We start from the raw sequence: 21,028 nt of genomic DNA on the forward strand, positions 1-21,028 counted from the left end.
CTGGGCGCCGTGGGGGCCCCCCCTGGAGCCGCGCCCGGGTGTGTAGCCGGGCGGTATTCGCTCCACCCCCGGCGCGCGGGCGCGCGGCGCCGGCCGGCGCCGCGCCCCGGCGAGTTCTCCTTACACGGGGTGCGACGCAAACTCCCCACCGCAGACAGTGGCGAGCGAAGCGGGAGTCCCGACCGGTGGGCCGCTCGGCTGCTGGGGCGTGTCGCCGGTGACGCTGCGGTCGTGGGAGCACTGGTGCGGAAGCGGTCCGGACACCGCGAGCAGAGCCGGCACCGTCGCTGGGGCGGCGCCGACATCGACCGTCTTCGCGGAGATGGTCACGATCGAGGCCAGCAAGGCCGCCCAGGAAGGACCCGCCGAGGCGGATCACCTGGCCGAGGAGGTGCCCTCGGACACCCGGCCGCCGTCGTTGTCGAAGTACAACCGGGTGCTCAAACGCTGGGCCACCGAGGAAGGAACGGCATGACCCGCACCAACGCCAGCGGCACGGGCAGGCTCCACAGGCTGACTGGCATCGAAACGCCCGGCCGCCCACCCGGACGTCGACCCGCAGGACGCGCTGATCGACGAGGCCTGAAAGATTTTGCGGCGCCGACCACCCAAGATCGCTTCGAAGAGCTGGCCCAGGCCGCCCGCCGGGGTCCGCCGCGGCGGCGATGAACAGGTCTCCGCTCGCGGTCGGCCTCTCCCCCGACCTGCCGCAGTGGCGCCGGGAAGACCTCTGATCGCCAGACCACCGCAACCTACTCCGCAGCGACTGGTGGTCAGCTCGGGTTGCCCGGCGCGCGACGAAGGCTGAGCCTTGAAGTGAGGACACAGCTCCCGGAGGAATCATGGCTACCGACTATTCTTATCGGGTTCCCGGATATGTAGCCGCCGCCCAGGAAATGGGCGCAGGGCCGTTAAACTATGGTGGCCACAATTTTGCAGATGTGAACGGCTTTCGCGAAGCATACGGCGTAACCTTCTACCTCAAGGGAGGGCAAGGAGATTGGTTCCACTTCGCCATTCCAATCACGGCGAACATTGACACAACGATTCCAAACTTGACGGCCGTGGGACTTCTCTTCCATACCGACTTCCCCGTAGCCCTGGAGGAACTCACGGTATGGGACGGCAAGAACCAAATATGGGCACAGCAGCTAGGCGTGTCGGGCGACCAGACAAACACCTGGCAAGTTGGCATTAACCTGTGGTCAATCGGCGCACCAGGACCCCATTACATATTGACCTCCTTGGGTTTCTCCGTGCAAGTCGTGGCCCCTGCCGGAGATGCTACAGTCGGCTTCGTGTGCGCCAGGGCCGATGTCACTTATCAGTAGCGGCGGATATCGGACAAGGACGAATAGGAGACGGGTACCGCCTCGTCGACCAGCTCACGCATTCATCCTGATCTGCGGCCGGCCCCAGTCGGGCGCACCCTAGCGGACACGCTCGGCCGCGCCTGGCCAGCGGCCCGACGCGACCCAAATGTCGGGCCGCGGTCAAGGCGGTTCGAGCAGCCGGGAGCGAGGCGCACAGCACCGCTGCGCCCGCCCGCGTTGGATCGCTCGCGGCTTTCCGTGTCGCGGCCCCGTACGCCCCGGCCTGGGACGGCATGCTGTGCGCCACGACGACACCCGGCACCCGCCGCAGCCGTCGGCATTCGGGCACCAAGGCGTTGGGCGTGCCGCTGGCTGCCGGGTCGTCCCCGCCCGCAACACCCGCCACGGTGGCACCGGCGCGGGCATCAGTCCCAGTGCCCGCGCCCGTTCTACGGCAGCCGGCTGTCAAATGTGCAGCGAGCGACCGTCAGCCTCGGCGGCACCGCCTTCATGATCCGCCGCCACCAGGCCGACTGCCCGCTGGACCGAGCACCGACCGGTTGAACCCCTGTTCGCAGGCGGCGCTCGTGGCCCCCGTCCGACCCGGCAAAGCGCGGCGTACGGTGGTCATGGACGGCCAGGCGCCTCAGCGCGTACCCGGTGATCTGCCTGCTCCCTGTGAGGCGTGCGGGCGGGCGCGGGTGTGGATTCCCGGTGAGGTGAGCGTGGTGCGCGGGCGCGTGGCCCGTGCCTGGACGGCCGGGCACGCCCTGGGGCAGGCCGATGACTGTCCCGGCGTGCGGGACACGCCCTTGAGGAGGCGGTGGCCATGCCACCTATTCATCGGCGCTACGCGGTGACCCTGCCGGCACCGGCGGGCGGTCACGGCCAGCCCACAGTGCTCCTGGTACACCTCAGCGACGACATCGCCCCAGGCGGCGGCCACGTCTGGACCGACGTCACCGGCCACTGGCGGATGCAGATCGACGGAGAGACGGCCGGCGTGCTGTCCGCGCCCGCCGGATACGAAGACCGTCACCCCTGCCTGTACGCCGTTCCCATGCCCTGAACAAGCCCCGGATCCGTCTCGGCCACCGCAGCATCCGCGTCGCCGCAAGGCAAGTACCGGTAAAACAGACGACGGTGCCCTGCCGGTCGGCCGGCGCCGGGCCAGCAACAGCGCCTTCAGCCTGGCCGAGTCCATGAACGTCACCTCCTGCAGGTCGACCACAAGCACCGACGGCCCGGCCCCGCAAGCGCGCGGCCGCGGTGAGGACCAGGGCCTGGGTCAAGGCCTGGGTCCAACTCCCCACACACACCAGGAGCGGCCAGGCCACACTCTCCCGGACCCGTGACCGTGAAGACCCCGGTCCCGTTGATCGCAGCGCCAACGCCGCCGCACGACCACTCCAGGGCGCCGTGACCCGTGAAGGCACCAGAGGATCCCCGGCGCAACGGGAGGGAAAATGTAAAGGGCAGGCGACGTTGCGCGTATTGTCACGCCCCACCGTCCGGGCTAGTCGGGGGTAGCTGGCCCGGACCTCACCACACTCCCCCGGCCGCCACCAGTCCGTCAGGGGATTCACCAGTGCGGTGCCGGCCCTCTGACCGATGATGTGATCCAATCGGCAGCACCGGCTTAGGGCGCGTATTCGGTCGTGATCAATGGGTTCGGGTGAGGTCCTTGATCCAGATCATTGCGCCGCGGAGGTGGAGGCCGGCGAGGTAGCTTTCCGGGGTCTTGTCATACCGGGTGGCGATGCCTCGCCAGGCCTTCAGCTTGTTGATCAGGCGTTCGATGGTGTTGCGCTCCTTGTAGAGCTCGGCGTCGTGGCTGACGGGCCGGCCGCCTGCGCTGCCCTTCTTCTTTCGGTTGGCGCTCTGGTCCTTCTTCTCGGGGATGACGGCCTTGATGTGGCGTTTGCGCAGGTGGGTGCGGTTGCCGCGGGATGAGTAGGCTTTGTCCCCGGCGACCGCGTCGGGTCGGGTGCGGGGACGGCCGACCGGTCCACGGACCCGGACTTTCTTCAGTACGGGGATGAGCTGCGGGCTGTCGGCGGCCTGGCCCTCGGTCAGGACGAACACCAGCGGGCGGCACTTTCGGTCGCCGGCGCAATGGATCTTGCTGGTCTGCCCACCCCGGGAGCGTCCGAGCAGGGCTTCCTTCAGCCGGAGCCTGCGCCGGCGCCGGATGCGTCGCCGTTCTTCCCGTTTCGGGTCACCTGAGGCGTCCCGCCCGTCTTGTTCCTCCGGGCCTCCCCCTTTTGCCGGGCCTTCTCCGCCTCCTCGGCGGCCTTCTCCAGGACGGCCACGGTGTCGGAGTCGAGGTGCATCCCGGCGGCGTCATGGTGAGCCCGCACAGTCGTGGAGTCCACGCTGACCAGGGACAGGTCCGTCTCGCCGCGCTTCGCGGCTTCCGCGATCAGGCCCTCCATCAGGGCTTCGAAGACGCCGGCATCCCTCCACTGCCGGAACCTATTGGAGACGGTCGACCACGCACCGAACTCCATCGGCACCTCCCGCCACTGCCCGCCCGTCCGGAAGCGCCAGATCACGCCCTCGAACTGCTGCCGCAGCCGCTCCGGGTAGGGGCCGTACTCGCCGATGGGCAAGTACGGCTCGATCAACGCCCATTCCGCATCCGTCAGTTGCGCTCGTGTCACACACTACGGTCTACCGGATCGGGACCCGCCGCGAAGGTGAATCGCGCAGATTGATCACGACCGAATACGCGCCCTAGAAGACATCTCATTTGGGGATTCTGCGGGCGCAGATGAGGGCTGCGGCGATGCTGGCGAAGGCGGCGAAGTGGTCGGCCTTTCGCTCGTAGCGGCGGTGGAGTCGGCGGAAGCCGCCGATGCAGCAGGGTGCTCATGGCGATCCGCTCGCGGAACTGTCACGCTTCCGGGGGTCTTCTACGACTGCCTGACCGGGCGGCGCGACGCGCTGTTCGAGCTTGCCGACGCTCGACTGTGCTTCGGCGGGCCGGTGAAGACCCTGGTGGACCTGGCGCCGGCGCCCGAACACCGGCGCGGGCACGGCGCCCTGTACGCCGCGCTGAACAAGGGCCGCTTCGACGTCGACCGGCTGCGGAGCGAGCTGGCTGACCTGCCACTGCCCCGCACGGCCGACGGCCGCCTGTTGCTCGCAGTGGCCGTCTCGCCGTGGCTGCGGGCGGACGCGCAGACCTGCCCGGACAGCTCGTTCTGCCACACCTACGACCGCGGCGAGGCCCCTTCACCAGGGGAAGCGCCGAACCCACCCACCCAGGACCGCCGGGCCGACCGCCCGGCCGCAGGAACCAGCAGCCCGCCGCCCCCTACGAGGTCGGAAGAGTGCTGGCCACCGGCGAGGCGCACACCCGGCCCGCCCACCGCAAGGTCAGTACCAAACCTCGGCGAACCACCAATCACAAGATCAGGTCATGTCCCGCAACCTTCCACACCTCGGGGGGAACCCCAGTACGGGCCTCGTCGTAGCGGTGGAGGATCAGACGGGCTACGGCGTCGTGAGCTGCCAGTGGGGGGCTTGTCCACCGGGCCGTCGTGGCGGCTCGGCGGGCGAAGAAGCCGGGGGCCAGGAGGTAGGTGGCTACGGCGACGTCGCGGTGGCCGGCCGTGCGCAGGGCGGCTACTGCCCCGTGTGGGGTGGGAGCTGCGGCGGACAGGTGGGCGGGGGTGACGGGGCGGCCCAGGTGGCGTGCCAGGAGGTGTGCCATCCGGGTCGTGTCGGCGATAGCGGCGGGGTCGGAGGAGCCCGCGCTGGCGAGGACCACCGGGGCTTCGGGGGTGGCGCCGGTCTCGGCCAGCCTCGCCGCGAGGGCTCGGGCGAGCAGGGGGTGCGGGCCCAGTGCGCGGGCGACCCGGGAGATGGGGAGGCCGGCGGCGGCAACCGCGGCCGGAATGTCGACGCGCACGTGGTAGCCGGTACTCAGGAGCAGCGGGACCAGGACCGGCCGCTCGCCGCGCAGTTGGTGCAGGGCGTCACGGAGGGGCGGACGGTTCAGGTCCAGGAAGGCACATTGGACGGGTAGTTCGGGGCGGAGCGAGCGAACGCGACTCAGCAGGGCGTGGCGCCCGGGTCATCGACACCGTGGCTTTGCGCACGAGATCGACAGCAGTTGTTCAGCACTTTCGCAGCACCTCACCGGCCTGGGGAGTCGAACGTCCGCGTCGGGTAGTTGGAGCCACCACCCGGCTCAAGAGGGGCCGCCCACAATGGGATGCCCCTCCAGCGGACATCCTTGTGAAACCTGAGCTTGCTCCGCTTTGACGGACACCGTTGGTGTGGTGGTCAGGCCGCCAGGACGGTCTCGTATTCGGCCGGACTGCGGTAGCCAAGGCTGCTGTGCAGCCTGCGTATGTTGTACCAGGCCTCGATCCACTCGAAGATCGCGGTCCGTGCTGCGACTCGGCTGGGCCAGGGGCGGTCGCCGAGTAGCTCCCGTTTGAGGGTGGCGAAGAAGGACTCGGCGAGGGCGTTGTCCCAGCATTGGCCGGCGCGGCCGACCGACAGTTGAACTCCGAACTCGGTTGCCAGATCGACGAATTCACGGCTGGTATATTGGCAGCCGCGATCGGAGTGGAAGATCACCGGATCGGTTGGGCGGCGGGTGTGGCAGGCGGCTCGTAGGGCGTCGGCGACCAGTTCGGTCCGCAGGTGGTCGGCGGTGGCCCAGCCGACGACGCGGCGGGAGGCGATGTCGATGACGGTGGCCAGGTAGAGCCAGCCCTCGTCGGTGGGGATGTAGGTGATGTCGCCGCACCAGCGCGTGTCGAGGGCGGCCGGGTGGGGCGTGAAGTCGCGCAGGACCAGGTCCGGCCGGGTGGCGGCGCGGGGGTCGGGGATCGTGGTGCGGTGGCGCCGTCTTCGGTGCCGGCCCTCAAGGCCGGCCTGGCGCATCAGGCGTGCGACCCTTCGGCGGCCGCATCGGTCGCCGTCGCGGTGCAGGGCGGCGTGGACGCGCGGGGCGCCGTAGGTACCGCGGGAAGTCTCGTGGACCTTGGTGATCTTCTCGGTCAGTTCCGTGTCGCGGACCGCGCGGGAGCCGGGGGTGGCGGTGCGGCGGGCGTAGAAGGCGGCTCGGGAGACCTTGAGCAGTTCACACGCCCGTTTGACGTTGTGGCCTGCCTGCTTCTCCGCCTCGATGAACGGGTGCACCGTCACCGGGTCTCCGCCGCGAAGAAAGCCGTCGCACGCTTGAGGATGTCCACGTCCTCGCGCAGGCGGCGGTTCTCCCGCCGCAGCCTCGCCAGTTCCTCGCGCTCGTCGCTGGTCAGGCCGTCGCGTTCGCCAGCGTCGACCTGGGCCTGTCTCACCCAGTCACGCACCGCGGTCTCGGTCAGGTCGAAGTCCTTGGCGACCTGGCCGACTGAGCGGTCGCCGCGGCGGCACAGCTCGACGATCTCGGCCTTGAACTCCGGCGTGAACGAGCGGCGAGGGCGCGGCTTCTTCCCCATGCTCTCCATGATGGACATCATCCTTACCGGGGCCGAAGCCCCTGTTCAGGGGTGTCCGTCAAAGCGAATCAAGCCCACCTATGCGTCAGGGTTCTTGCCACTCATGGCGGTGGTGATGCGGGTCACCTGCATCTTGGCGAAGGACTGGAGGTCATGCTCCTTGGGCAGGGAGGTGCCGTACATCACGGCCACGACTGTGCCGACACGGAGTTCAGCCGTCGCGTACTCGCCTTGGTCGTCCGCCTCCGTGTAGGCGTCCGTCTCGTCGGCCCCCACGTTCAGAGCCAACGGCGTGGCCTTGCCGTGGTTGTCCTTGTGGTTCCCGGCGACCGCCGCCTTCATGCTCGCCTTGGCGTTCTCGACCGAGTCGTAGGCGAGGAGGGTGAACTTCACGTCGGTGTCCCGCTGGTGGGAGCTCGAATCGAAGTGCTGGGTGGTCGCCAGGGAAGTCAGTCCGGCGCAGGCCCACTGCCCCACCAGCTGGCACTGCTTCTGGGCTGCGCTGCCGTTGAGGACCCGGGGCTCCTGGCCCTGCCAACCCTGGGGGGCGGCAAGCTTGCTGGGGATGGCCTGGGCGACCTGGGTGGCAGTCAAGGGCGTCGGAGCCGTGCCGTTGCCCTTCCCATCGTCGTTGCCGGCCGTTCCGCCGCCGCTTCCTCCTGAACACCCTGCCAGTGCCATGACCAGTATGAGCCCCATGACCGCGCCGCGCTTCCCGTGAAGCATCTCAAACCCTCGCTCGTGATCATCAGTCAGCCGGCGGACACAGTACGCGGTTGTCGCATCACCGTGCCTCCAGTCGCCGTCCAGCGCAGGCAGCACCGCCTTGGGGCGACCAGCCGGATCCCTCACACCGGGTGATGCTGGCTCTGGTGTACGACGCCGGGCTGGGACGGGAAGAGCTGTGCTCGCTGCGGACCGACGGTCTCGATTTGGGCCACCGGACGCTGCGGGTGCGGGCGGAGACGACGAAGAACCGGCTGGAGCGGGTGGTGCCGTACTCGGCGTCGACCGGCGTGCTGATGTCGGCCTACCTCGCCCATCGGGCCACGGTCAGCCGGGCCAGGGGGCCGCTGTTCCTGTCGGAGTCTCGGCGCAACCACGGGCAGCCGCTGACCCTGTGGACTTGGTCGAAGGTGGTCCGCCGGATCTCCCTGGCGGCCGGTGTCCCGCGGTCGGCACGGGCGGCCAGCCGCTACAAGCGGGTCGGGCCGGCCACGAAGTCCGACCCGGCCCTTCGGCCACCCAGACTCCCGGTTGGTGCCCGGTAGGCGTAGGGCACAGAGGTCGTACTGCCGCGTCGCACACCTCTTCCGGGTGCGGGCGCAAGTTCTTGATCATGGTGGCAATTTCCCCTTCCTGGAAATCGTGCGACGCGGAGGTGAGCCAGAACCGAGCGCTCGGCACGGGCCCGGCCATGGAGCGAGCCCCAGAACGTGATCCCACTGGAGCGCGGCCTTGCGCAGGTCGGTCCACGCCGCGCCCCAGTCTCGGGAGCCCCGCCCCGGGTGCGACCAGCAGCATCAGGGCTGTGCCCGTCCGCTGTGCTCTTGGCCGGGGACCTCCACGAGACCGGACCCCAGTGGGGCGTTCTCCCGGCGGGCCGTCAGCCCGGAGACGGTGAGTTCCACTGACTGGCGAAGGAGATCGGCGAAATCCACCCCTAGCGGAGCAAGCGCGGACTCGGAGGTGTAGGCGGCCAGCAGCAATTTGGGCGGGATGCTGTGGGGCCAGGCTGCGCTGACCGCCAGCATGGTCACCACGGCTCGCAGACGGCCCGGATGCGCTGGGGGCGCCGTAACCGTCGGACGCCGCCGCTCACGCCCTTTCCAGTGCGGCCGACCGCGAACCCCGCCAGGGCCGCGCCGGCCGGGACGGTGCCGGGCGAAGTCCTGGACCTCGTCCAGCAGGCCCTGCGGCCCGCGCTCCTCCAGGTGGTCGGCTACCTGGAGGCCCCCATCGGCCAGACGCCGCACCACCGACGTCGCCAGCGAGCCGTCCTCGCCGTGCTCGCCCATCTGCTCCAGCTCGCGGGCCAGTGAACGCACGTTGTCGGCCAGCCGCTGCCCCTGCACGCGAGTCTGCTCGCGGACCTGCTCCCGCAGCTCGCTGGCCAGTTGCTGGGCCTGTGCGCCCGCCTCCTCGACGACGTTGGTGGCGGCCCGACCCATGGCGACGAGCCCGGTCGCACCGGGCCCTGGGGCTCACGGCTGCTGCTCTACCGGCCGGTCGCGGCCAGCACACGGAGCAGGCCGAATACCGCCCCCGCGTCACGCCGCAGCCGGCGTGGAGCCCTTGGAGTCAGGGGTTCATGTGCAGCCGCAGGGTCAGGCCGTCGCGGGTGGAGCGGATTTCGACGAGGTCGCAGAGCTGATGGATCATCCACAGGCCGCGTCCCCCTTCGGCGGAGGTGAGGAGGGGGCGGCTGCGGCCCGCGAGGGGGTCGCTCAGGTGCCCGGCGTCGTGGATCTCGGCGATCACGGCGGCGCCCTGGCCGGTCCACAATCGCAGGGTGCCGCTGCCGCCTCCGTGGGTGAGGGAGTTGGCGGTGGCTTCGCCGATCGCCAGGACCAAGTCGCCCTGGCGTGCGGGCGCCAGGCCGGTGGTGCGGGCCCAGGAGCTGGCGTGGCGGCGGACCTCGGCCAGTTGCCCCGCGCTGTACGCCAGTACCGTGGCGCGGTCGGGTTCGGGCAGCGGCTGGTCGCAGTCGGCGCAGACGGCGGCGGGGTCGGTGTAGGCCGGGCTGGCGAGGTCCTCGCCACCGTCCCAGATGGTGGGGTGGGTGCGGCGGGCGTCCGCGACCACGTGCTCGGGCAGGGCGGTGACGTCGTACGGGCACAGGATGGTGGCGCCCCGGTGGGCGAACGCGGTGTTGATGAGTGCTTCGTGCCGGGTGGCTTCGAGGATCTCCGCGCCGGTGCGTCCGGCCCAGATCGGCTCGCCGACGATGCGGGCGGGCCGGCCGGGGTGGCGGTCGGCGAAGCTCTGCAGGGCTGCCAGGATCCGTCCCGGGTTGCGTCCCAGGACCGTCATGTCGACGAACTCGACGTCACCCTTGGCGTCGTCCAGTGCCGGGCGCACGGCCTCCAGCTGGGTGCCCGGGACCGCGATGAGGCACGGCTCATCGGCGGCCAGGGCGGCGCGGGCGAAGGAGCCGACGGTGTCCACGTATTCCTGGCTGGTGCGGTAGAACAGCGCCGGATGCACGAAGGAGGCGGCGGGCACGAGGGGGTTCGCGGTATCGGTCACGCCGTCATCTCCAGGTGCCTGCACTCATCGGGGAACATCTGAGCCACCCGGCGTAGTGAAGCGGGCGCGTGGTGCACGACCAGTCGCCGGCCCTGCCCTGCCAGGATCGCCGCGGTGCGAGCGAGCTCGCCGGCGGCGGCCGTCTCGACGAAGTCGACGTCCGTGAGATCCAGGTCCAGCACGGGGCCGGGCATGCGAATGGCGGCTGCGAGTACTGCGACGAGCGCCATCCTGCTGTCCAGGTCCGCGCTCCCCGTCAGCCGTACCCCGCCCCCGGGGAGCAGCGGCAGGGCTGTCAATGCGCCGGGGTCCTGCGGTGCCGGCGCGAGGTCCAGGTGGGCGGCGGCGGCGAGCGCCGCCGGGGTGCGGGTAACCGCGTGTCGGGAGTAGAGGCAGGCGCCCGTGACCGGCAGATCCTGGAGGACCTCGGTGTCCAGGCGCAGCTCGTACTCCAGAAGGCGGTCCGCGCCGGGCACCTGTCGAATGGACCAGTCCATCTCACCGATGACCTGCAGCCCTGCCCACCCTTGGGACAGGGCCTGCTGGCAGCTGTCCCGCAGGTCGGAGAACATCGAGTCCGGGTCGAAGGGCAGGCGGCGCAGGTAGGAGCCAGCGGAGCTCTCCACGCTCAACTGGCCCCGCTCCAGGGCGGCGACCGCGCCGGTCACCTCGGTACGCAGCCGGTCGGCGACCTTCTGGGGCGTGGGGGTGTCGGCGTAGTAGAGCACCCGCTGACCGCGCGAGAGCGCGTCGCGGACGAATCCGCTCGCCTGCTGGGCCCGTTCGCGGTCGTCCGTGTAGGTGCGGCACAGGTGCTCGCCGCGACGTGCGGGCGGCCCACCGTGGGTGGTCTGGGGCACCGGCTCCTCCTCGGCTAGGACCGCGGCCACCCCTTCCACGACCGCGACACTGAGCCTACAAGAGCTCCTCGGCCCGGGGGCAACGGGTATTGCAGGTCCTCCGGCGGGAGCGGGCCGACAGGGTGTTCGGCGGCAACGGTCCCGCGGTACCGCGACGCGGGTCGGTGACCGTATTGTCACGCCCTGGGGCAGCCGCCCCCGGAAACGCCGAGGAAGGCACTGACAGGATGAACATCGAGGGAGACGACCGCGCGGTGGACCGGCCTGCGCCCTCCAAGCTTGCGGCCGGCGCGGTGGTATGCCGCCTGGAGGGCGACCTGGACCTGGACACAGCCGGCACGGCGCGGGTGCTGCTGGACGAGGGGCTGGCTTCGGCCGCGCGGGTGCTGGTCGTTGACCTGGCGGCCGTCGCGTTCTGCGACTCCTCCGGCCTGAACCTACTGCTGAGGACCCGGCTGACCGCCGAGGGCGCCGGGAAGGTGGTGCGCCTGGCGGCTCCCCCCGACCAGCTGATGCGGCTTCTCGATCTCACAGGCGCATCAGGCGTCTTCCCGCTCTACGCCACCGTTGCGGACGCGCTTCACAATCCCTGACCACGGGGTGGCCTCTTGCCGCTGCGGGCGAGGTGTTCACCGGCCATCCGCGGGAACGCGCCTCCTCAGAGGTTCACTCCTCTTTCATCGCGTATGTCTGATCTGTGAGGAATGGTGGATGGCTGGCGACGAGCGGCTTCCGGCCGGGGCAGAGCAGGCGGCACTGCCACCCGGTGGGCAGGTCAGACGCCTGAGGCTGCTCGGTGTCCCCGGCCAAGTCACCCGCGGCCGCGAGTTCGCCCGACGGGCCCTCGACGACTGGCACGCGCGAGACGGCGACGACATTCTCCTGGTCGTCAGCGAACTGCTGGCCAACGCCGTGCTGCACGCCGGTGGGGCTCACGAACTGCTCCTGCACGCCACTCCGACGCGCCTCCGGATCGAGGTCAGGGACGGCAGCCCGGACAGTCCGCGCGCTCGTGCCCCGCACCGGCCGGGGCTGCCCGGGGGCCACGGCCTGCACATCGTCGAGAAGCTCGCCGACCGCTGGGGAACCGAGGCCCATTCCGACGGCAAGTCGGTGTGGCTGGAACTCGACACCTCGCCGTCCTCCGCCCCGTGACGCCGGCCGCCCACGGGGCCCGCCGCCCAGAAGGGGCAAGTAGTGGACTATCGCACATAACAGACATAAGTGGATATAAGGCTACTTGCGATTGGGGGCGCATCACCGCCAGTGATAGGGATAGAGGTGTAGCACGACGACTCCGACGGAAGGAACGTCATGACGGCGCCCCGCGCTCTGCTGACCAATCCCCATCCCGTACGCGACACCACCACGTCGTCGGACACCGCCGCCGCTTCCTCCGTGGAGCTGGTGGATCTGCCGCATATCGAGGATCCCGGCGCCGTCGCCCCGGCGGATGCCCGCGAGCTGTCCCGCGCGCTGCTGGCGCGGCTGGGCCGGCTCGAAGAGGGCACCGCCGAGTACTCCTACGTCCGCGGCACTCTGATCGAGCTGAACGTCTCGCTCGTCAAGTACGCGGCGCGGCGCTTCCAGTCCCCCTCCGAGCTGATGGACGACATCATCCAGGTCGGCATCATCGGCCTGATCAAGGCCATCGACCGGTTCGAGGCCGACCGCGGCCTGGAGTTCACCACCTTCGCGCTGCCCACCATCATCGGCGAGATCAAGCGACACTTTCGCGACAGCACCTGGGCCGTCCACGTCCCCCGTCGCCTGCAGGAACTGCGCCTGTCCCTGGCCAAGGCTTCTGACGAACTCGAACAGCGTCTGGACCGGGCGCCCACCGTCGCCGAACTCGCCGTCCATCTGGCGGTGAGCGAGGAGGAGGTCGTCGAGGGCCTCACCGCGAGCAACGGCTACCGGGCCGGCTCGCTGGACATGCAGCTCGAAAGCGACTCCCCGGACAGCGCACTCGCCCGCCGTCTCGGATTCGACGACACCCGCCTCACCCGCTTCGAGGATCTTCACGCCCTCAAGCCCCTCCTGGCTGCTCTGTCGGAGCGCGACCGCTCGATCATCTCGATGCGCTTCGGAGAGGAGCTGACGCAGGCGCAGATCGGGCAGCGGCTCGGCCTTTCGCAGATGCACGTCTCACGCCTGCTGGCCCGCTCCTTGGCCGTCCTGCGCGCCGGGCTGCTGCAGGACGACCGACCGATGGCGCACCGCCTCAACGGTACCGGACAGGAACCGCGTGGCGCCCGCTCGACCGCACCCGCCAGGGGCGGGAGCGGGTCGATGAGCCGGGTGTTCCACACTACGGAGGCGACCTTCGATGGCTGGTGCGACGAAGTCCGAGGCCGTTCCGCGGCGGCGGAACCCGCAGGGGTCAGGCCCGGCTCAGGTGGGCGAGCCCGAGTTGCGCCAGCTGCTCGTCGGCCTGACGGCGGTGCGTGACGGGGACTTCGGCACGCGGTTGCCGGGCGACGCCGACGGGCTGCTCGGTGAGATCGCGACGGTCTTCAACGGGATGGTCGACCAGCTGTCGCTGTTCACCTCCGAGGTGACCCGCGTGGCCCGCGAGGTTGGCACCGAGGGCCAGCTGGGCGGCCAGGCCGAGGTCCCGGGGGTCTCCGGCACCTGGAAGGACCTGACGGACTCCGTCAACGCGATGGCCGGCAACCTGACGTCCCAGGTGCGTGACATCGCCCAGGTCGCCACCGCCGTGGCCAAGGGGGACCTGTCCCAGAAGATCGACGTCGCGGCGCGCGGTGAGATCCTGGAGCTGAAGAACACCGTCAACACGATGGTCGACCAGCTCTCCGCCTTCGCGGACGAGGTCACCCGGGTCGCCCGGGAGGTCGGCAGTGAGGGCCGCCTGGGCGGCCAGGCCCAGGTGCCGGGTGTCGCCGGTACCTGGCGGGACCTGACCGACTCGGTCAACTTCATGGCCGGCAACCTCACCGACCAGGTCCGCAACATCGCGCAGGTCACCACCGCAGTCGCCAAGGGCGACCTCTCCCAGAAGATCAACGTCGAGGCCAAGGGCGAGGTCGCCGCGCTGGCCGGCGTGATCAACACCATGGTGGACACACTCTCCGCGTTCGCGGACGAGGTCACCCGGGTCGCCCGCGAGGTCGGCACCGAAGGCACGCTGGGCGGCCAGGCCCGCGTCCCGAACGTGGCCGGCACGTGGAAGGACCTCACCGACAACGTCAACTTCATGGCGCACAACCTGACCAGCCAGGTGCGCAACATCGCCCAGGTCACCACCGCGGTCGCCCGCGGTGACCTGACCCGGAAGATCGACGTGGACGCGCGCGGCGAGATCCTGGAGCTCAAGACCACCATCAACACGATGGTCGACCAGCTTTCCTCCTTCGCCGCCGAGGTCACCCGGGTGGCCCGCGAGGTCGGCAGCGAGGGCCGGCTCGGCGGGCAGGCCGAAGTGGAGGGTGTCTCCGGCACCTGGAAGCGCCTCACCGAGAACGTCAACGAACTCGCCGGCAACCTCACCCGCCAGGTCCGCGCCATCGCCGAGGTCACCAGCGCGGTGGCCGCCGGCGACCTGACCCGCTCGATCACCGTCGACGCCTCCGGCGAGGTCGCCGATCTGAAGGACAACATCAACTTCATGGTCGAGTCGCTGCGCGAGACCACCCGGGCCAACGAGGAACAGGACTGGCTCAAGTCCAACCTCGCCCGGATCTCCGGCCTCATGCAGGGGCGCCGCGACCTCGCCATCGTCGCCGAACTCATCATGGATGAGCTGACCCCGCTGGTCTCCGCGCAGTACGGCGCCTTCTACCTCGCCGAGGACACCGACCAGGGCACGTACCTGAATCTGATCAGCTCCTACGCCCACCCCGACGAGGCGGTAGGCACCCGTTTCAAGCTCGGCCAGTCCCTCGTCGGCCAAGCGGCGCGCAGCAAGCGCACCATCGCCGTCGACAAGCTGCCCGCCGACTACGTGAGGGTCACTTCGGGCCTGGGGCGCACCGAGCCGTTGAACCTGGTGGCTCTGCCCATCGTGGTCGAGGAGCAGGTCCTCGGTGTCATCGAGCTCGCCACCGTGCACGCCTTCACCCAGGTCCACCGGGACTTCCTGGAACAGCTGCGGGAGGCGATCGGCGTCAATGTGAACACCATCGTGGCCAACGCTCGGACCGATGAGCTGCTCGGTGAGTCGCAGCGCCTGACCGCCGAACTGCGGGCCCGCTCCGAGGAGCTGCAGGCCCGGCAGGAGGAGCTGCAGTCCTCCAACGCCGAGTTGGAGGAGAAGGCCGAGCTGCTGGCCGCGCAGAACCGCGACATCGAGACCAAGAACCTGGAGATCGAGCAGGCGCGCCAGGAGTTGGAGGACCGCGCCCACCAGCTGTCACTCGCTTCGAAGTACAAGTCGGAGTTCCTGGCGAACATGAGCCACGAGCTGCGCACCCCGCTCAACAGCCTGCTGATCCTCGCCCAGTTGCTCGCCCAGAACCCGACGCGCAACCTGACGGCCAAGCAGGTCGAGTACGCCGGCATCATCCACTCCGCCGGCTCCGACCTGCTGCAGCTGATCAACGACATCCTCGACCTGTCCAAGGTCGAGGCCGGCAAGATGGACATCAACCCCGAGCCCATCCCGCTGCGCACGCTGCTGGACTACGTCGAAGCCACCTTCCGCCCGATGACCAGCCAGAAGAGCCTCGCCTTCGGGGTCCGCACCGGCGAGGGAGTGCCCGCCGAACTCCTCACCGACGAGTACCGGCTGCGCCAGGTGCTGCGCAACCTGCTCTCCAACGCCGTCAAGTTCACCGAGAAGGGCAGCGTCGAGCTGCTGATCGAAACGGTCGGCGAGTCACAGGCGCCGGAGGAGGCCCGTCGTGGCGGCCCCGTCGTGGCGTTCCGCGTCATCGACACCGGCATCGGCATCGCCCCGCAGCATCTGGAGACGGTCTTCGGCGCCTTCCAGCAGGCTGACGGCACCACCAGCCGCAAGTACGGCGGCACCGGGTTGGGGCTGTCGATCAGCCGAGAGATCGCGTTCCTGCTCGGCGGCATCATCACCGCCGAGAGCACTCCCGGTCACGGCAGCACCTTCACGCTCTACCTTCCCGTGGCCCGGCCCGACTTCGCCGACATTAGCGCCCAAAGTGCCCGACCTGCCCTGGAAGGCGGATCACGCGAGGAGACCGCCATGGGTCCGGAGGAGCATCCGCCGCACCGTCTAACGGCGCCCATGGTGGACCCGGCGCAGCCCAAGCGGCTGTTGGTGATCGAGGAACGGCCGCGCGGGCTGCTGTCCCTGGTCGCCGAAAGCGCCGTAGCGGACCTGGCCGGTCACTCCGGCATCGGCGACCCCCGCACTCCAGTGGAGATCATTACGACCTTCGGCGCCTCGGAAGCCGCAGCGGCGCTGGCAACCACCCCGTGCCACTGCGTCGTCCTCGAACTCGACCTGCCCGACGGCGCCGCGCTGCATTTCCTGGACGAGATGGAGCGTGACCCGGCACTGCAGACCGTGCCGGTCCTGGCCCACAACAACCGCCGGCTCGGCGCCGAGCAGGAGCGGGCGCTGCAGGCGCACGCCACCAGCCAGCCCCTGGAACTGCTCTCCAGCCTCGACGAGCTACGGGAACGCATTGCCCTGCACTTGAGCGCTGACCAGCCCGGCGACGTGCTGCCCTTGGTGCGCGCCGAGGAGCCCCTCGCCGCCGGCGATCAGGACGTCGACGGCTCACTGGCGGGCCGCACCGTGTTGGTGGTCGACGACGACGACCGCAACCTCTACGCCCTCACGGGGATTCTCGAACTGTACGGGGTACGGGTGCTGCAGGCCGAGAACGGCCGGGCCGCGCTGGACGCGCTGTCCGAGCACGCCGAGATCGACGTGATCCTGATGGACGTCATGATGCCGGAGATGGACGGCTACACGGCCACCGCCGCCATCCGCGCCATGCCCGAGCACGCCGACCTCCCGATCATCGCCGTCACCGCCAAGGCGATGATCGGCGACCGCGAGAAGAGCCTGGCCTCCGGCGCCTCCGACTACGTCACCAAACCCGTGGATGCGGGCGATCTGATCGCCCGGATCAAGGGACAGCTCGCCTCATGACCGACACCGAACCCGCCACCAACCGCCACCAGGTCCCGCAGGAGCCGGACCAGCGACGCGCTCACCCATACGAGCGCGGGGAAGTTCGCCGTTCCCGTGACGACGGTCCCGGGTCCCTGACGACTCCAGGGTCCCCGGCATCGGCCGAGAGCGGGACGCGACTTCCGCGCCCGGCCGGACCGCAGCTTGCGGAACCCGGGAATCCCTTTCGGCGCGGTTCGGCCGCCATGGGGCGGCTCGCCGGTGTCGTCGAGCGCCTGCAGCGTGAGCTTCAGCACGCTCACCTGCAGGCGGAAGGCCGGGCACTGATCGACCTCGCCAAGGGCATCCTGGTGGAGCGGCTCGGCTGCGGCCCCGCCGAAGCCGGCCGGCAACTGGACAAGCTGGCCGACCAGGCCGGTCTGCAGGTGCTCGAACTCGCCGTCGAGCTCGTCAACCAGGCCTCGCGCGACAAGATCGCCGACATCGCCCGCGACTTCGTCACCGCGACGACCGAACCCGCCTCCCCGTCGACGGCACTGCGGCTGCGCAGCGTGGAAGCGGGAGCGCTTGCGGGAGACGACGCCGACGCCGTCGCGCAGTGCATTCTGGAGAACGCCTTGCGGCCGCTCGGCGCCAAAGCGGTCGCGATCTGGGCTGCCCACCCAGACCAGTCCCTGACACTCGCCGGCAGCGCCGGCTTCACCGAACACGAACCCGGCCGCTGGCGGCACGTGCCACCCGGTGTCCCAACCCCGGCCCGCCACGCCCTCGACCACCGCGACACCACCGCCTTCGACACCCTCGCCGACGCCGCGCTGCCCTCGATCGGACAGCTCGAGCTTCCCGGTGGCCGCCTCGTCGTCCCCGCCGGCACCGGCGGACGGATCACCGGAGCGATGGAGATCTGCTGGACCGAACCGCTGCCAGAGCAGACCCAGCCACTACAGCGACAGTTCGAAGTCCTCGCCACGCTGTGCGCCACCATCCTGGAGACCCGGCCCACTCCTGACGACAAGCCGATGGGGCAGGATGATCCGCGGCTCACCGAACTGCTGGACCTCGTCGACGGACTGGACGAGGCGTGCATGGTCCTGCAGCCGCTGCTCGACGATGCGGGCACCCCGGTCGGCTTCCGCATCCGCCACGTCAACACTGGCTTCGTCGACTTCGCCGGGCGGCCGCGCAACCTCATCGTCGGTTCCCGGCTCCTGGAGGCCTACCCCCTGGCTGCCGAGCCCGGCGGCCTGTTCGAGAAGGTGGAGCACGTCCTCGCCACGGGCGAGCCGTTCCGCGCCGACCGCATGCACCTGACCGCGCTCGTCGACGGCGTCCCGCTGGCCACCGAAGCAAAGGTGACCATCAGCCGCTCCGGTGACCACGTCGTGGTCACCTGGCGGCTGCAGGACGGCACCCCGAAGGTCGCCAGCCTCCTCCAGCACGCCCAGCGCCTGGGCCGTATTGGCGGATTCGAGGAAAACCTCCTCACCGGCGAGATCATCTGGAGCGACACCCTCTACGACCTCCACGGCCTACCGCCCACCGCGCCGCCTGTGGCCCTCGAGCAACTAGCCGCCCACGCCCACCCCGACGACTCGCACTCCATCGGCCGCTTCCTGCGCACCCTCCTGCACCGCCAGCACCCCGCCTCCACCGCCTTCCGGCTCCAGCGCCCCGACGGAATCGCCCGCCACATCCGGGTCGTCGCCGAACCCGTCCTCGACGACACCGCACGCATCACCGCCGTCCGAGGCGCCTACCAGGACGTCTCCGCCCAGCACTGGACCGAAGTCGCCCTGGCCGCCACCCGCGACCAGCTCGCCCATACCGAACAGCAAGCCGCCGAACGCAGCCGCCTCGCCCTCCAGCTCCAGCACGCCATCATGCCGCCCAGCCGCGGCACCCAGCACCTGCACAACCTGAGCGTCGCCGTACGCTACCGACCCGCCGAGAAAGACCACCTGGTCGGCGGCGACTGGTACGACGCCGTCGCACTCCCGCACGGCCAGATCCTGCTGTGCGTCGGCGACGTGGCCGGCCACGGAATCGAAGCCGCCACCGGCATGGTCGCCCTCCGCAACGCTCTGCGCGGCCTCGCCGCCACCGGCGCCGGACCCGCCCAACTGCTCGCCTGGCTCAACTCCGTCACCCACCACCTCACCGACAACGTCACCGCCACCGCCGTCTGCGGCCTCTACCAGCCCGACACCCGGCGCCTGCACTGGGCCCGCGCCGGCCACCTCCCACCCGTCCTGCTGCGCGACGGCCAGGCGAACACCCTGCCCACCATCGGCGGCCTGCTGCTGGGCGCCCTCGATCACGCCGACTACCAGGAGGACGAAGTCCAGCTGCAGCCCGGCGACACCCTCATGATGTACACCGACGGACTGATCGAACGCCGCGACCGCTCCGTCGCCGACTCCCTCGACAACCTGCTCACCATCGCCCAGACGCCGCTCGCCCCAGAGGAACCGCACGAACTCGAACGACGACTCGACCTCCTGCTGCGCCACACCAATGCGGACACCGACGACGACACCTGCCTCATCGGTGTCCGCGTCCGCTGATCGAATTAGGCCGTGTCCTGCCAGTCACTTGGGTCGTTGATACGACTATAGGGAGTAGAGGTGATCTGACTGGCAGCCAGTGGGAGCGGCTGCGGCCGCTGTTGCCGGTGAGCAACGGCGTCGTGGCAGGTGGCGGGACCACCGGCAGGTCATCGACGGCATCTAGTACCGGACCCGGACAGGCGTGCCGTGGCGGGACCTTCCGGAGCGCTACGGCTCATGGAAGACCGTCCATGAGCGGCATCGTCGCTGGTCGGCGGACGGGACGTGGGAACGTCTGCTCCAGCGGGTCCAGGCGGAGGCGGATGCCGCCGGTGGCATCGACTGGGACATCTCCGTCGACTCTACCTCCATCCGCGCACACCATCACGCGGCAGGCGCCGGCCACACTCCGCCAGTCCTCAAAGGGGGCGCCGCACACGCGATCAGGAACGCTCGGGTGTGGACGGAACTGTTCAACTGCCTGGCGGCGGCGGGGCAGCCGGAGAGGCCCTTGGACGGTCCGGGGCGGCCACACCACCAAGATCCACCTGAAGCGTGGAAGGCCACTGCAGGGCGTTGCCCCTGGTCATCACGCCGGGACAACGGGCCGACTGCTCGGCGAAGCCGAAGTTCGTGGTGCCAATGTGGCACGCGAGGCTGGTCGGCACTGTCAGAGGACTACCAGCGCATCCTGCAGGCTCTCGCGGACCGGAACCGGCTCGGTCAGGGTCCTCTGACGTGCCAGGAGATGGCCGCCGGGTAGCTTCCCCGGGTCGTGGGGGTTCCTCGTTGCAGGCGGCGGCGCCCCAGGTGCGGCCGTCGTCGAAGGTAGTAGAGAGGTCGGGTCATCGACTGCGAGATCACCATCACCACGGCCACCGGCCGCCACACCGGCCTCTACCGACTGGTGACCACCCTGACCGACCACCGCACCCATCCCGCCACCGAACTGATCACCCTGTACCACCAGCGATGGGAGATCGAGGCCGCCTACCTGGAGATCAAGTCCACCGTCCTGGGCGGCCAAGTCCTGCGCGCCCGCACTCCCGCCGGCCTCGACCAGGAGGCCTACGCGCTGCTGGTCACCTACCAGGTCCTGCGTCTGGCCATGGCCGACGCCCCCGGAACACGCCCCTGTATCGATCCCGACCGGGCCAGCTTCGCCATCGCCCTGAACACCGCCCGCGACCTCATCATCCAGGCCGCGGGCGTCATCGCAAACACCGTCATCGACCTCGCCGGCACCATCGGCCAACGCATCCTGGCCGACCTCATGCCCGACCGGCGCATCCGCACCCGACCCCGCGTCGTCAAACGCGCGATCTCCAAGTACAACGCCAAAGGCACCGTCGACCGGACCAGCTACAAGGCCACCATCCGCATCGACATCCTGACCACACCAAACCCGTGACAGACATACGCGGGCTCTCTACACAGCGCTGGGGCTAGGTGGTCTTTGGAGTGGATACGCGGGGGGGGGGGGGGGGCTGGCCCCGGGGGGCCGCGGGGGTACCCGGCCAAGACC

16 protein-coding genes and 6 pseudogenes are annotated in these 21,028 nt (G+C 69.9%); 13 read left to right on the forward strand and 9 right to left on the reverse strand.

Annotation, left to right across the window (positions count from 1 at the left end; translation table 11 throughout):
• Nucleotides 1–322 precede the first annotated feature (322 nt).
• The 3 genes from ACIRVF_RS31435 (at nt 323) to ACIRVF_RS31445 (ending at nt 2,382) form a co-directional block, all read left to right on the forward strand.
• Entirely contained in the window at nt 323–475 is a 153-nt protein-coding gene (locus tag ACIRVF_RS31435; protein WP_402825321.1) for a hypothetical protein, read from the forward strand.
• A 367-nt stretch (nt 476–842) separates the two neighbouring features.
• Entirely contained in the window at nt 843–1,331 is a 489-nt protein-coding gene (locus ACIRVF_RS31440; RefSeq protein ID WP_402825324.1) for a hypothetical protein, read from the forward strand.
• Between the two features lie 811 nt (nt 1,332–2,142).
• Entirely contained in the window at nt 2,143–2,382 is a 240-nt protein-coding gene (locus tag ACIRVF_RS31445; RefSeq protein ID WP_402825326.1) for a DUF6296 family protein, read from the forward strand.
• Between the two features lie 593 nt (nt 2,383–2,975).
• Here ACIRVF_RS31445 and ACIRVF_RS31450 read toward each other — a convergent pair.
• Together ACIRVF_RS31450 and ACIRVF_RS31455 are read right to left on the reverse strand one after the other, a co-directional pair.
• A pseudogene (locus tag ACIRVF_RS31450) lies at nt 2,976–3,976 on the reverse strand (IS5 family transposase).
• 85 nt (nt 3,977–4,061) lie between these two features.
• Nucleotides 4,062–4,172, reverse strand: a pseudogene (locus tag ACIRVF_RS31455) (IS5/IS1182 family transposase); the annotation flags it as partial.
• On the opposite strand from ACIRVF_RS31455, the pseudogene ACIRVF_RS31460 reads away from it, so the two are divergent.
• Nucleotides 4,171–4,547, forward strand: a pseudogene (locus ACIRVF_RS31460) (transposase); the annotation flags it as partial. The pseudogenes ACIRVF_RS31455 and ACIRVF_RS31460 sit on opposite strands and share 2 nt — an antisense overlap.
• A gap of 175 nt (nt 4,548–4,722) precedes the next feature.
• On the opposite strand, the gene ACIRVF_RS31465 reads toward ACIRVF_RS31460, so the two are convergent.
• The 4 genes from ACIRVF_RS31465 to ACIRVF_RS31480 form a co-directional block, all read right to left on the reverse strand.
• Nucleotides 4,723–5,379 (reverse strand): sirohydrochlorin chelatase, encoded by a 657-nt coding sequence (locus tag ACIRVF_RS31465; protein ID WP_402825627.1) that lies wholly within the window; start codon nt 5,377–5,379, stop codon nt 4,723–4,725.
• Between the two features lie 227 nt (nt 5,380–5,606).
• Complete coding sequence (locus tag ACIRVF_RS31470; protein WP_402825329.1) at nt 5,607–6,479, reverse strand: IS3 family transposase; 873 nt, start codon at nt 6,477–6,479, stop codon at nt 5,607–5,609.
• The gene (locus ACIRVF_RS31475) at nt 6,476–6,781 is read right to left on the reverse strand and encodes a transposase (protein WP_402825332.1); all 306 of its coding nucleotides are present in this window, start codon (nt 6,779–6,781) and stop codon (nt 6,476–6,478) included. Before ACIRVF_RS31475 ends, ACIRVF_RS31470 begins: the two co-directional genes overlap by 4 nt.
• 69 nt (nt 6,782–6,850) lie before the next feature.
• Complete coding sequence (locus ACIRVF_RS31480; RefSeq protein WP_402825335.1) at nt 6,851–7,366, reverse strand: hypothetical protein; 516 nt, start codon at nt 7,364–7,366, stop codon at nt 6,851–6,853.
• A 266-nt stretch (nt 7,367–7,632) separates the two neighbouring features.
• Between ACIRVF_RS31480 and ACIRVF_RS31485 the strand changes: the two genes are divergently transcribed.
• Nucleotides 7,633–8,043: a tyrosine-type recombinase/integrase gene (locus tag ACIRVF_RS31485; RefSeq protein ID WP_402825338.1), complete on the forward strand. Its 411-nt coding sequence runs from the start codon at nt 7,633–7,635 to the stop codon at nt 8,041–8,043.
• A gap of 252 nt (nt 8,044–8,295) precedes the next feature.
• On the opposite strand, the gene ACIRVF_RS31490 is transcribed toward ACIRVF_RS31485, so the two are convergent.
• From ACIRVF_RS31490 to ACIRVF_RS31500, 3 genes are all read right to left on the reverse strand, one after another.
• Entirely contained in the window at nt 8,296–8,943 is a 648-nt protein-coding gene (locus tag ACIRVF_RS31490) for a hypothetical protein (RefSeq protein ID WP_402825341.1), read from the reverse strand.
• A 130-nt stretch (nt 8,944–9,073) separates the two neighbouring features.
• Entirely contained in the window at nt 9,074–10,021 is a 948-nt protein-coding gene (locus tag ACIRVF_RS31495) for an anti-sigma factor RsbA family regulatory protein (RefSeq protein ID WP_402825344.1), read from the reverse strand.
• The gene (locus tag ACIRVF_RS31500; RefSeq protein WP_402825347.1) at nt 10,018–10,881 is read right to left on the reverse strand and encodes an MEDS domain-containing protein; all 864 of its coding nucleotides are present in this window, start codon (nt 10,879–10,881) and stop codon (nt 10,018–10,020) included. The genes ACIRVF_RS31495 and ACIRVF_RS31500 overlap by 4 nt, the downstream gene beginning before the upstream one ends.
• A gap of 227 nt (nt 10,882–11,108) precedes the next feature.
• Between ACIRVF_RS31500 and ACIRVF_RS31505 the strand changes: the two genes are divergently transcribed.
• The 8 genes and pseudogenes from ACIRVF_RS31505 (at nt 11,109) to ACIRVF_RS31540 (ending at nt 20,914) form a co-directional block, all read left to right on the forward strand.
• The gene (locus tag ACIRVF_RS31505; RefSeq protein WP_402825349.1) at nt 11,109–11,474 is read left to right on the forward strand and encodes an STAS domain-containing protein; all 366 of its coding nucleotides are present in this window, start codon (nt 11,109–11,111) and stop codon (nt 11,472–11,474) included.
• Between the two features lie 118 nt (nt 11,475–11,592).
• The gene (locus ACIRVF_RS31510; RefSeq protein ID WP_402825352.1) at nt 11,593–12,036 is read left to right on the forward strand and encodes an ATP-binding protein; all 444 of its coding nucleotides are present in this window, start codon (nt 11,593–11,595) and stop codon (nt 12,034–12,036) included.
• Nucleotides 12,037–12,195: 159 nt separating this feature from the next.
• Nucleotides 12,196–13,083, forward strand: a pseudogene (locus ACIRVF_RS31515) (SigB/SigF/SigG family RNA polymerase sigma factor); the annotation flags it as partial.
• 127 nt (nt 13,084–13,210) lie between these two features.
• Nucleotides 13,211–16,975, forward strand: coding sequence for a HAMP domain-containing protein (locus tag ACIRVF_RS31520; protein WP_402825355.1), 3,765 nt, complete (start codon nt 13,211–13,213; stop codon nt 16,973–16,975).
• A 227-nt stretch (nt 16,976–17,202) separates the two neighbouring features.
• Complete coding sequence (locus ACIRVF_RS31525; protein WP_402825358.1) at nt 17,203–19,521, forward strand: SpoIIE family protein phosphatase; 2,319 nt, start codon at nt 17,203–17,205, stop codon at nt 19,519–19,521.
• 47 nt (nt 19,522–19,568) lie between these two features.
• Nucleotides 19,569–19,913, forward strand: a pseudogene (locus ACIRVF_RS31530) (IS5 family transposase); the annotation flags it as partial.
• A gap of 94 nt (nt 19,914–20,007) precedes the next feature.
• Nucleotides 20,008–20,116, forward strand: a pseudogene (locus tag ACIRVF_RS31535) (IS5/IS1182 family transposase); the annotation flags it as partial.
• A 294-nt stretch (nt 20,117–20,410) separates the two neighbouring features.
• Complete coding sequence (locus ACIRVF_RS31540) at nt 20,411–20,914, forward strand: transposase (protein WP_402825361.1); 504 nt, start codon at nt 20,411–20,413, stop codon at nt 20,912–20,914.
• Nucleotides 20,915–21,028: the final 114 nt, after the last annotated feature.

Origin of the sequence: Kitasatospora sp. NPDC101157, assembly GCF_044768255.1 — a bacterium.
In the GTDB taxonomy this organism is placed as follows: Bacteria; Actinomycetota; Actinomycetes; order Streptomycetales; family Streptomycetaceae; genus Kitasatospora.